Raw genomic sequence first — 12,170 nt, 5'->3', positions numbered from 1 at the left:
ATGAAAGTATTTTCACTTATCATTCTCAGTGCCCTTTTTTTAATTCAGGGGTGCGACAATTCTAATGTACAAACGACTCCAAATCAAGAGGAGCAATCAACACGTATGCTTCTTAGTACAATTTGGTTTCAGAAAGCAGCTGAACGAAAAGCTCTTTTTTATCAAGGATACAATATAGCCAAAATGCGCGTGGACAAGATAACGCAAAAGTCTTATAAGCAAAAACCGGCTGTGGTTCTCGATATCGATGAAACGATTTTAGACAATTCACCATATCAGGGGTGGTGTATTGAAAACGACAGTTCTTTTTCTCCCGCTTCTTGGAACCGGTGGGTACAGAAAGGAGAAGCAGCAGCACTAACCGGAGCCCTTGATTTTACCAAATATGCTACGGAAAAAGGTGTGGAGGTATTTTATATTTCTAATCGCCGCGTTTCGCAAATGGATGTTACCATCCAAAATTTGAAAGAAAAGGGCTTCCCAAATGCTGAAAAGAAATTTATTTTACTTAAAGATTCTACTTCCGATAAGCGTTACCGTAGGGCCAAAGTGGAAGAGCATTATGATATTAAGTTGCTTATTGGAGACAACCTTGGCGATTTTGACCACTTATACGATAAACGTGAAAACCAGAATGCCCACCACGTGCTCGAAAAGCAAAAAAACCTTCTTGGCAAAAAGTTTATTATTCTGCCCAATCCAATGTATGGTAAGTGGGAGCGACCTTTTCAAAAAATGAAAGGGGATTACACCAGGACCCTTGAAAAACAGTTGGAATCTTTTTAAGATAGGCAAATTCCGATTATTATCGCAACATATAAATGTTGGCTGTGGGTAGTATGCCCGGGCCAGCATTTTTTTATTCGACACTGTGCGGGTTAAGTTTTTGAGAAAACCCTGCCCACAGCATCATTATACTTTACAAAGCTTTTAGCTTTCTTTATTTTTTTACAGGCTGTTTTTCTCCCGGGATAATTTAGACACCAGTAATTCCAAAAAGATTTCATTTTCAGTAATATATGTGCTTCGCCTAAAAGTTTTTGTTCGTATTCATAAAACAGCAAATCATGCATTTTTCGCATAAGTTCATCTCGATTTTCCGGATAATTTTTCTGGTTTGCTTTTATCATTTTTGGTAAAAATGGATCGATAATCACACCACGGCCAATCATCCAATGATTAATAGTTGGAAACCGCCGACTTAAAATTTCATAATCATCTACAGATCTGATATCTCCATTGTAAATAATTACATGTCGGGTTAGTTCCAGGCACTGTTCAAATCTGTCCAGATCGACGTTACCTTTATAGCGTTGCTTTCCGATGCGCGGGTGAATGGTGATATTTTTTACGGGATATTTGTTCAGAACAGGCAAAACAGAGAAAATACTTTCAGGGCTTTCAAGCCCAAGCCTCATTTTTATGGATATTTGTAAGTTCGTATTTGTAAAAACGGGGTCTAATAAATTATCAATGGCATCTGCATTGTTTAGCATCCCGGCACCCATGCCTTTGTTTGTAACCATAGGATAGGGGCAACCCAGATTCCAGTTTAATTCTTTGTACCCAAGGTTTTCTACATATTTTGCTACATTTAAAAAATCAGCAGAATTATTGGTTAATACCTGGGGAATTAAATTGTAACCAGCATTATTCTCCAGTTTAATATCCTCTGCTGTGGCTTTTTTGATATCCTTTGCAGTATTTAATCGTATGTAGGGCGCATAAAAATGGTCTATGCCTTCAAAAAGCTGAGACAAAACTTTTCTGAATCGAAAATCGGTAAACCCTTGTAGCGGGGCGGCATGTATAACGCAATTCATTATTGTCAAATATATGAAAACCGCTGTTCTAATATAAAAAAAAGGCTTCGAACAATCGAAGCCTTTCTTTGTTGACCCACGAGGATTCGAACCTCGAACGGCTGGACCAAAACCAGCTGTGTTGCCATTACACCATGGGTCATCCATAACGTGGTTGCAAAAGTATATTATTTTTTTTCACGCACAAAATGTTTTTCTAAAAAAATTAAAAAAACTAATTTTGCTGCTAATTAACCTACAACCATGTTTAATATAAAACCATCCCATATTGCCGAGAGAATCATGCCTACTACTACCTGGAGTTACCCGGATAGACAGAAGGAGATTTTTCTGACATTTGATGATGGTCCTGTCCCCGAAACCACGCCCTGGCTGCTGAAGCTTCTTAAGCAGTACGACGCAAAAGCTACATTTTTTCTGATAGGTAAAAATGTCGAAAAGAATGAATCGCTGTATCAGCGTATTCTTGATGAAGGACATCAGGTCGGAAATCATACCTATAGTCATGTCAGCGGATGGAAGCTTGGTTTCAATAAATATATTGAAGATATTCAACTTGCTAACCGTTTTATTGATACCCGATTGTTCCGGCCACCATATGGTAAAATTACTCCCATGCAGCTCAAATATCTTAAAAAACACTTCAATATTGTTTTTTGGGATGTGCTTTCGTATGATTTTAACAGGAAGATATCCGGCGAGCGTTGTCTGATCAACGTATTATCAAGATATAAAGACGGGTCTATAATCGTTTTTCATGATTCTATGAAAGCATTTAAGAATTTGGAATATACGTTACCACTTGTTCTCGACCATTTTAAAAATCTGGAATATAAATTTGCTACAATAAAATAGTTTATTAGTTTTGCAACTCATTTCCTACGGGGAATTAGCTCAGCTCCGTAAAATCGCCAATTTTCAATTGGCTAGTTTTACGAGAGTCCTCGAAAAAAAATGAAATCAAAGATTTCTGTTTTTTCGGAATTGGCTAAAGAAGGAAGAAAACGAAGTTCTTATATTTTTGGGGAATTAGCTCAGTTGGCTAGAGCGCTTGACTGGCAGTCAAGAGGTCAGCGGTTCGACTCCGCTATTCTCCACTACTGAAAATAAAAGCCTTACAGTTAACATCTGTAGGGCTTTTTCATTTTTATCATAATGTCGGGAATCTATAGCGCCCCGGTGGCAAACCAAAAAGGTCAACGGACTCCGCTATTCTGTACAAAAACTTACGCCTCGCGGGATTTCCAGCGGGGCATTTTTTTGGAATTAGCTTCGGGGCTTAAAGCGTTCCGATGGCAACCGCGAAGCTCAGCGGTTGTAAATTTCAAAATATAAACCACAACCAATTAACCAAATACATTATCCATGACCTGAAAGGGCGTTAAACCACGGGCAACACCCTGGGTCAGCAAATCAACGGATAATTCGCCGTGTTTCACAGAAATCACCTTTTAAACTTATAATGAGCCTGTTGAAAGATCAACCCATCAAAGATCAACCCATCAAACAGAAAAAAAGTCTGTAACTAATATTGAACCACTCCGTCTTAGAGACAAAATAACCCTTAAAATCAGAAATTATGAGAACTCTAAATTTAATCTTAGCCTTTACAATGCTTACTGTTACATCATTTGCACAAAATCCTGACAGTACTGCTACACCCACCACAAAAAAAGACACTTCATATCTGAAAGTCAATGGTAAAGAAATTATCATTATTGAAGACAGAAATGCTTTTGACACCAAATTTGAAGGGTGGGAGGATGATAAAGATTTTTCTAAAATGAACGTGGACATTAGCTGGAACAAAAAATTCGATGGCCACTACGGCGGAATTGAACTTGGTGTAAACAATTACCTAAATGCCGACATGGAAATGACGGTACCCGAAGATGGTCAATTTATGGAACTGGACGACTCCAAATCCCTGGAATTTAATTGGAACATTGCTGATGTAGCCTTGCCAATTGTAAAAGATCGTTTTGGCCTCGTAACCGGCCTCGGTCTTAGCTGGAACAACTACAAATTCGATAATAAGCAGCTGGTTCTTCAAAATGATGGCGAAGAAATCTACACGGTTTATGACAGCACAAAAAATTATTCCAAAAACAAACTTACCAGTGTATACCTTAATGTACCTTTGATGCTGGAATTCCAACAGCAAGTGGGGAGCAAAGAACTATGGATAGCTGTGGGCGGATATGGTGGCGTGAAAATTGGCAGCCATACCAAACTTAAAACCAACGATGGCGATAAAACCAAAGTGAGAAAAGATTTTCACCTGAACACATTGCGTTACGGATTACGCGCCCAAATTGGATTTGACAGTTTTGGATTGTATTGTAACTACAGCCTGCAGTCGTTATTCAAAAAAGACGAAGGCCCTGAGTTGTATCCGATAAGTCTTGGTGTTAGCCTGGCTTTTTAGTCCGGCAAAGGAACCACTCAGTCGGGGGTTGTCTCTTATGGGGCAACCCCTTTTTTGGAATAATACTTCTCCTACAGATTTCGCCGATGATTTTTTTTTTACAACCTAAGTTGAGCGGTTTGAACGTATTTAAAATGCGCTTTCAGCCAGCTGGCGTGAGCGAAAATCGCTCAATTTGGGTACAAATCAATCAAAACCCTGTCGCGGCGAATTCTCCCTTTTTCGTGATTTTTTTCTACCGACATGTAAGCGGTACGGACTTTACTCCGGCAAAACTTCGCATCCTGCGCTCTTGGCTCTAAAGGTAACCACCGCAGGGTTTGAGCGAAAACTTTGACCTGATCCCTTCGCCCTGAAAGGGCAGCTGACCCTAACCCACGGGCAACGCCCTGGGTCGAGAACAATCCGCCTTAATCGCCGCGTTTCGCAAAAATTACCTCCTATGAACCAAATCATCGGCGAAATAACTTCATACGGATATCAAATTTTAGCGCCTGTCCCAACTCATCAGCACAAAACAAAAACTCTTGATAATCCTGATCTGATATTTGATTTTTACAATAAACATCGGCTTCCCTTTCCAAATTTCAATGAATATTATCTATTTTTATTGCAATCTTTTTACAAAAAGTTTGTTTCACAAATAGCAGATGAAAGTGATTAAACAAATATTGGCCGGTATCATTGTGGGGGCAGTTCTATTAATTATGGGACTCGCTGGGTATTTTTATTATAATCAGGAGAAAATTGTAGAGATTTTAATAAAGGAAGTCAACAAACAAGTCAACACACAAATAGACGTCAAAGAGGTTTCAATGTCCTTTTTCGAAAGATTTCCATTTGTTTCTGTGAAATTCAACCAGGTTACCGTCCATGGTTCCGCCAAAAAAAATAATAATACTCCGGATACACTTTTATACGCAAAAAACCTGTATTTTGACCTCGATCTTAACACTCTGATCAGCGACAAACCCCAAATACGCCGTTTGGCCATTAGCAATGGTAAAATACAAATAGCCATTTCGGAAGATGGTACTCCAAATTATGAGATACTAAAAAATGTCCCAACTGGAGCCAATAAACAAACAACACTGAAAATTGACGCTGTTGAAATACAGAATATTCAGTTTATTTACAACAACAGACCACAAAATCAATATTACACCAGTGAAATTCAACAGGCCCTTATTCAAGGAATAATTCAGGAGCGTTTCTGGCGACTGAAAATCGACATTACCATTGGGCACACAGATATTATTCCCACCACATACAATTTTTTTCAGCAATACCATTGGACGGGAGAAGTCAACAAGTCGCAGGAACTGCTGGAATGGAAAGGTACACTCGAAGCTGACAACTACACATTAAAAGTGGATGGATTTTATCATCTGAAAAATAAACAGGCCATGGTCCAAAGTACCGGAGCTACTTTTGATGCTGCAATTATCAATAAAATACTAACAAAAAACAACATCCGGAACATCTACCTGCGCAAAGGTTCAACGAGAATTACGCAAGTGCGTTACAACTTTAAAAGCTCAAACAACCAATATTTGAGCCTTGGCTTTAAATCAACACATAAAGCCAATATTAATGAAAAGCATATAGATATAGATGCGCAAGGCCGGGTCAATTATAATGGCGGCAATACATTTGTGAAAATTAATAAGACCGAAATCGGCTACAAAGAGTCAACTGCATATTTCGAAGGCTCATATAGCCATCCTTCGCAAAGTATTAAAGGAATTACATCTTTCACAGCCAAACTTAAAGATTTAGACCAGGCACAAATAGCTAAACTCCCGGTTCGAAATCTCACTGGGATAATTGATGGTCAGGCACAAATTAATGGCAACATTAAGGAAAATATATCATATGCCGGGTTGTTTGAAGAGGGCGAATTAGGATTTCAAAATGTGGGAATGGTGATTCGGGAAAATGACTTTAAAATTAATCAGCTTAATGCACTTTTAAAAGTTACTCCGCAAACCATTAATATCGACAGCCTCAATGGTGTTTTTAATCAAAATAGACTTTCATTTCAGGGTCGGGTAGACAATCTTTTTGAATACCTTCAAAAAGAGAAGGCTATTAGCATAAAAGGAAAAGCACATACCCGGTATTTTAATCTGGGCTCGTTTTTGTTACTGTCTGAAAATACCGGAAGCACGGAGCCTTTCCGCCTGACTGATGACGTCAGACTCGACCTCACTTTTGATGCCAACGAACTGGTTCAGGATAAATTCAACGCCAAAGATATTACAAGTCATTTTAAAAAATACGGACGAAGAATTGAAGTGCTGAACTTAGGAATGCAAACCAGCGATGGCCATATAACGACAAAAGGAAAACTACTACAACAAAAAAATAATGAATGGTATGTAGAACTAACAGGTAAACTACAAAATGTTAATGTTTCAGGCATTTTTGAGGAGATGAATAATTTTGGACAGGAATATATTACAGCAAAAAACCTGGCCGGAAATTTAAGCGCCGATGTACAAGCCGATTTTGTCTTTCATCCAAACTTTACCATACGGCCCGAATCGCTTTATCTTATCGCAGACTTAACCATTGAAAATGGGGCTCTTATCGATTATAAAACACTCGAAGCCTTGTCTGACTACATAGATGTGGAAGAACTGCAGCATGTAAAATTTGCCCGGCTTGAAAACCAAATTAGCATTCATAATCAAAAAATTATTATTCCCTATATGGAAGTCCAATCTTCCGCTATAGACATTGGACTAACCGGCACACATACCTTCAATAATGTTATCGATTACCAACTTTCGGTTGGGCTGGCCGATGTATTGTTCAGAAAACTACGTCGCAAACACCAAAAAGCCCAGGCGAGCCGACAAAATAATAAGATGATGGTTTTCGTTGATATTACCGGGACCACGGAAAACAATAACATTGAGTTTAGCAAATTAAAACGTCAAAAAGTACAGCCACTACCCGATAAACAACAAAAAAAGAAGTTTGATATAGAGTTCGAAGACTTTAAGTAAATTGACCGAATGAATATATACACACATAAAAGACGTTACAAAATTGCCATCATTGGCATTGCCATATTAATCAGCATACTTTCATTAGGCTACTCCAATTTTTTGATTGAAAAACTTTCTGAACAAGAGCGTAAACGGGTAGAGCTTTTTGCTGAAGCTACACGCCGTTTTGCTCAAACCGACAACATGAACGAGGACCTTACTTTTGTATCGGAGGTTATAACCCGCAACGATAATATTCCGGTAATACTTACCAATGAAAACGACAGCATCATCTCTCATAAAAATCTCAATGAACGCAAAGCTGTTGATTCGGAATATTTGCAAAGCCGGCTTACCCAGATGAAAGAAACCCATGACCCGGTAATAATTGATATACTAAATGGAAAAATTGAACGCCGGGTCTATTATGATGATTCTACCCTTTTGAGTTTGCTGTTTTGGTTTCCTTTCGTACAAATCGGTATTTTTGGACTGTTTATTCTGATGGCTTACATGGCATTTAGTTCATCCCGGCGGGCAGAACAAAACCAGGTGTGGGTAGGCATGTCAAAAGAAACTGCCCACCAATTGGGCACACCCATTTCTTCACTTATAGCATGGGTTGAACTCATGAAAGCCGAAGAAAAATGCCATGAATATGTTAATGAAATGCAGGCCGACCTTAGCCGCCTTGAGACCATTGTAGAACGATTCTCAAAAGTGGGCGCCCGACCCGTACTTAAACCCACTGACATTGATCAGGTGCTTGCTGATTCTGTTGCATACATGAAAAGAAGAGCATCAAGCCAAATTGAAATTAATTATACCAAAAATACAACAGATTCAAACATTATTCCCCTTAATAAAGCGCTGTTCTCATGGGTGATAGAAAATATAATTAAAAATGCCATAGATGCCATCGAACGAAAAGGCAAAATCAATATAACTGTGGAGCACGACAAAAAATATTTGTATGTAGATATTGAAGATAGCGGAAAAGGGATAAATCGTTCAAAGTTTAAACGAATTTTTCACCCCGGCATTACTACCAAAAAAAGAGGCTGGGGGCTTGGCCTGTCATTGTCGAAACGTATTATCAACGATTACCATAAGGGCAATATTTTTGTAAAATGGTCTGAACCCGGGAAAGGCGCCATTATTCGCATAGAACTTAGCAGGCCTGAAAAATAGAATTGCCATATCGTAGACCTTAAATGATGATCAATATACAAATTACATTCATGCTGGATAATAATCCGTGAAATTCATCCGAAAATATCAGGTTCTAAAAGGGGCCCGGGAAATCAGAGACTTCTATCCCAGGTTACTGTTTGTCTAAATGTAGCATCCAAGACCTACTTCCCGGATTTACCTTTTTTGATTTTTTTTGGCCCATACCACAACCACAAACCAGTAGTAGTGAATACAATAAGACTAACACCCAATAAGGTGGTATAGATTAGTTTAATGATACCGCCCGTTCCGAAAATTTTGTCCAGTACAGAACCATCATGAATGTTTTCAATAAGATCACTTCTTCTTGTCGCCACCTGGAGCACGTTGCCTGTTGCGGCATCAAGTTGTATGCCCTGATAATGGTTTTCAAATACAAATTTCACAACACCTTTGTCCGGACGGGCATCAATTTTATTAATTTTTACAGATAAATCAGATCCCAAATTATCAACCATTGTCTGGCAGGCAATTTTTTTCAAAGAATCAAAACTCAACCAATTTTGGACTTCTGTTGTTGTTCCCTTCTGTGTTGGCGGCAGGATATATCCATTGCTGTTTTTTTTCCATCCAAGGAATAATCCGGATATGGCAATGACCATTATGAATACAAATAAGTTCATTCCTGATATACGGTGAATTTTTCTTAAAATCCTTATGAGCCTGGCTTGTTTCGACCGATTCATTTTTTTTTCTTTAAGTGAGATGCAAATATATAAGATTAAAATTTTTTATTTGGCTTATGTAATCAAATCCCGGACCACATAACTGTGACAAAAACAATTAATGTTTCTGTATTTTAATAATTGGTTTGAGTTTTGTAAACATAAAACCTTTGGGAGAAAAAAGATGAGGATTCAGGGGTTTTCAACTAAAAATGGTTGTTTTTTCGTTACCATAAACATAAAATACTGGAATTTTGTGTGTAGACTAATATGTTTTTTTAATTTTGCACGAATTTTCTTTAAGAAAAACTGAAAAGCTGAAGGACGGATTTATGAGAGATAAGCGGGAAGATAGGGCGCTGTTTAGTATTCAGATCAATGGAATTTCAGGGGAAGAGAATCATTTTACATTCGACATCGACCGTCAGTTATTTGATCAATTCCCCGAAGAAGAAATAAAAGATGCCAAAGCCTCTGTTGAGGTTGTTTTATATAAGCGACCAAATGTTACAGAATTAGAGATATCAATTAAAGGTTTTGTTTCTCTTATGTGTGATCGGTGTCTTTCTGAATTCGATTATGAATTCGATTTGGCTGAGTCTGCAATATTAAAACAAGCAACCAAAAATCAGGATAATGAAATAAACATCATTATCTTTGAGCCCGAAAAAGGAGAAATTGAACTTGATCAATATTTTTATGATATGATCATGACTGCATTACCCATACAACGGGTTCACAAAAACGAAGATGAATGTGATCAGGAGATGATCAAACGCATTGAAGATAATAAGAAAAAAGGAGGGGATATTGATCCCCGTTGGAATGATTTAAAAGATTTAATTTAAATTAAGTAAAAAATGGCACATCCAAAGAGTAGAATTTCAAAGCAAAGAAAACACAAAAGAAGAACGCATTACAAAGCGGTGACGCCACAACTTAGTGTATGCCAGAATTGCGGCGCAACTGTGCAATATCACAGAGTGTGTCCTGAATGTGGATATTATCGTGGTCGTCAGGCTATTGAGAAAGAAATTAGTTTATAGTTTTTTCACGACTAAAAACAATAGCCAGTGATTATAGGTATTGATATAATGGGAGGTGATTATGCTCCTGATCGGGCAATCAGGGGTGTAATAGATGCCTTCAATATGCTCGACGAATCTGTTCAATTAGTGCTTTTCGGCAAACAGGAGAGCATTGAACGTGTGTGCGAATCACACGATTTTGATATCAGTAAATTTACCGTGGTTAATACCACATCGGTAATTGAAATGAACGACCACCCTTCAAAATCTTTTCAGGAGAAACAGGACAGTAACATTGTTAAGGGCTTTAAAATGCTTGCTGCAGGCGAAATCGATGGTTTTGCCAGTGCTGGAAATACAGGAGCAATGCTTGTTGGTTCCATGACAATGATAAAAACGGTTCCTGGTATTGAAAGGCCGGCCATTTCGTCTCCGTTACCCCGCATTGACGGTAATGACGGACTATTACTCGATGTGGGTATCTATCCCGATACCAAACCTGAGAATCTATATCAATACGGGATACTCGGTTCCATATATGCCAAAGGAGTTAGCCATAAAACAGATCCAACTGTAGGTTTATTAAACCTTGGTTCAGAGCCCGGTAAAGGCTCTTTGTTGGCTAAATCTGCCTTTGAACTTATGTCTAAAGCAACACAGTACAATTTTGTTGGCAATATGGAGGGGTCAGACTTATTTAGAAACGGTACGGCAGATGTAGTTGTAAGTGACGGTTTCACAGGCAATGTAGTATTGAAGCAAGCCGAGTCTATTTATCGGTTGATGAAGAAACGAAATATCGACGATACATTCTTTAATCGATTTAATTTTGATCAATATGGCGGTACGCCGGTGCTTGGAATTAATAAACCGGTTATCATCGGACATGGTGTATCCAAAGAAACGGCCTTTAAAAACATGATTATTCACACACACGATGTAATTAAGGCCAATATAAGTCAACAAATCAAAGAGTTTTTGAGTCATGAGCAAGATTAATGCTACAATTACCGGTGTGGCCGGTTATGTGCCCGATTATAAATTGACCAATGATGAGCTGGCCCAAATGGTAGATACATCCGATGAATGGATCATGACCCGCATTGGAATTAAAGAACGCCGAATACTTAAAGAAAAAGGTAAAGGCACCTCTGACTTAGGTGCAGCTGCAGTTAAAGCATTGCTTGAGAAAACAAACACTCATCCTGATGAAATTGAACTACTTATAACTCCTACCGTTACACCGGATATGCAATTTCCGGCTACTGCGAATATTATCAGCGATAAAGTAGGAATAAAAAATGCTTTCAGTTTCGATATCAATGCAGGATGTTCAGGTTTTCTATATGGCTTAGAAACAATTTCGAAGTTTATTGAGAGTGGTAAATATAAAAAAGCCATTCTTGTTGGAGCTGAAAAAATGTCTTCTATAGTTGATTATCAAGATCGTTCCACATCTCCAATTTTTGGCGATGGTGCCGGAGCTGTCTTAATTGAACCCACAACCGAAGATGTTGGTATTATTGATTCAGAACTTCATAGCGATGGCGTTGGCCGCGCTTATTTACATCAGAAAGCAGGTGGATCAGTGAAACCGGCATCCCATGAAACCGTTGATGCACATGAGCACTTCATCTACCAGGAAGGCCAACCTGTTTTTAAATGGGCCGTTTCAAAAATGGCAGATGTATCTGTAAAAACGATGGAGCGCAATGGAATTACACCGGAAACACTTACCTGGCTTGTCCCACACCAGGCCAACATGCGTATTATTGAAGCTACAGCAAAACGTATGGGCATCGAAAAAGAACAGGTAATGATAAATATACAGCGTTACGGAAATACTACTTCAGCTACTTTACCGTTATGCTTGTGGGAATGGGAAGATAAGTTGAAAAAAGGAGACAATATTATTTTAGTTACATTTGGCGCCGGTTTTACCTGGGGCTCTATGTACATAAAATGGGGTTACGACGGAAAACAATAAAGAAAATTTA

Annotated in this window: 12 protein-coding genes and 2 tRNA genes; 11 read left to right on the top strand and 3 right to left on the bottom strand. The window is 38.4% G+C overall.

Annotated features, from left to right (window positions below; translation table 11 throughout):
* Entirely contained in the window at positions 1-786 is a 786-nt protein-coding gene (locus ACTB0Y_RS00830; protein WP_463204883.1) for a 5'-nucleotidase, lipoprotein e(P4) family, read from the top strand.
* Positions 787-878: 92 nt separating this feature from the next.
* On the opposite strand, the gene ACTB0Y_RS00825 is transcribed toward ACTB0Y_RS00830, so the two are convergent.
* Entirely contained in the window at positions 879-1,823 is a 945-nt protein-coding gene (locus tag ACTB0Y_RS00825; RefSeq protein ID WP_463204882.1) for a tRNA dihydrouridine synthase, read from the bottom strand.
* Positions 1,824-1,894: 71 nt separating this feature from the next.
* A tRNA-Gln gene (locus ACTB0Y_RS00820) sits at positions 1,895-1,965 on the bottom strand.
* Positions 1,966-2,066: 101 nt separating this feature from the next.
* Between ACTB0Y_RS00820 and ACTB0Y_RS00815 the strand changes: the two genes are divergently transcribed.
* The 6 genes from ACTB0Y_RS00815 (at position 2,067) to ACTB0Y_RS00790 (ending at position 8,438) form a co-directional block, all read left to right on the top strand.
* Positions 2,067-2,678, top strand: a complete 612-nt coding sequence (locus tag ACTB0Y_RS00815) for a polysaccharide deacetylase family protein (protein WP_463204881.1) — start codon at positions 2,067-2,069, stop codon at positions 2,676-2,678.
* Positions 2,679-2,846: 168 nt separating this feature from the next.
* Positions 2,847-2,920, top strand: a tRNA-Ala gene (locus ACTB0Y_RS00810).
* 482 nt (positions 2,921-3,402) lie between these two features.
* Positions 3,403-4,251: an outer membrane beta-barrel protein gene (locus ACTB0Y_RS00805; RefSeq protein WP_463204880.1), complete on the top strand. Its 849-nt coding sequence runs from the start codon at positions 3,403-3,405 to the stop codon at positions 4,249-4,251.
* A 442-nt stretch (positions 4,252-4,693) separates the two neighbouring features.
* On the top strand, positions 4,694-4,915 hold the full coding sequence (locus tag ACTB0Y_RS00800) for a hypothetical protein (protein ID WP_463204879.1): 222 nt from the start codon (positions 4,694-4,696) through the stop codon (positions 4,913-4,915).
* A complete protein-coding gene (locus ACTB0Y_RS00795) occupies positions 4,902-7,265 on the top strand; it encodes a hypothetical protein (RefSeq protein WP_463204878.1) in 2,364 nt (787 codons plus the stop codon). The genes ACTB0Y_RS00800 and ACTB0Y_RS00795 overlap by 14 nt, the downstream gene beginning before the upstream one ends.
* Positions 7,266-7,274: 9 nt before the next feature.
* The gene (locus ACTB0Y_RS00790) at positions 7,275-8,438 is read left to right on the top strand and encodes a sensor histidine kinase (protein ID WP_463204877.1); all 1,164 of its coding nucleotides are present in this window, start codon (positions 7,275-7,277) and stop codon (positions 8,436-8,438) included.
* A gap of 164 nt (positions 8,439-8,602) precedes the next feature.
* Here the strand turns inward: ACTB0Y_RS00790 and ACTB0Y_RS00785 are convergent, their stop codons facing one another.
* Entirely contained in the window at positions 8,603-9,166 is a 564-nt protein-coding gene (locus ACTB0Y_RS00785) for a PepSY domain-containing protein (RefSeq protein WP_463204876.1), read from the bottom strand.
* Between the two features lie 311 nt (positions 9,167-9,477).
* On the opposite strand from ACTB0Y_RS00785, the gene ACTB0Y_RS00780 reads away from it, so the two are divergent.
* Genes ACTB0Y_RS00780 through ACTB0Y_RS00765 form a run of 4 tightly spaced genes read left to right on the top strand, consistent with a single transcriptional unit; the run spans position 9,478 to position 12,160 of the window.
* Positions 9,478-9,993 (top strand): YceD family protein, encoded by a 516-nt coding sequence (locus ACTB0Y_RS00780; protein WP_463204875.1) that lies wholly within the window; start codon positions 9,478-9,480, stop codon positions 9,991-9,993.
* A 12-nt stretch (positions 9,994-10,005) separates the two neighbouring features.
* Positions 10,006-10,191, top strand: a complete 186-nt coding sequence (rpmF, locus tag ACTB0Y_RS00775) for a 50S ribosomal protein L32 (RefSeq protein ID WP_463204874.1) — start codon at positions 10,006-10,008, stop codon at positions 10,189-10,191.
* A gap of 27 nt (positions 10,192-10,218) precedes the next feature.
* A complete protein-coding gene (locus ACTB0Y_RS00770) occupies positions 10,219-11,172 on the top strand; it encodes a phosphate acyltransferase (RefSeq protein ID WP_463204873.1) in 954 nt (317 codons plus the stop codon).
* Positions 11,159-12,160, top strand: a complete 1,002-nt coding sequence (locus tag ACTB0Y_RS00765; RefSeq protein ID WP_463204872.1) for a beta-ketoacyl-ACP synthase III — start codon at positions 11,159-11,161, stop codon at positions 12,158-12,160. The genes ACTB0Y_RS00770 and ACTB0Y_RS00765 overlap by 14 nt, the downstream gene beginning before the upstream one ends.
* The last annotated feature ends 10 nt before the right edge of the window (positions 12,161-12,170 follow it).

It is taken from the genome of Salinivirga sp. (assembly GCF_055145285.1).
Note: the sequence above shows the minus strand (reverse complement) of the source record. Positions and strands in the feature narration are given on the sequence as shown.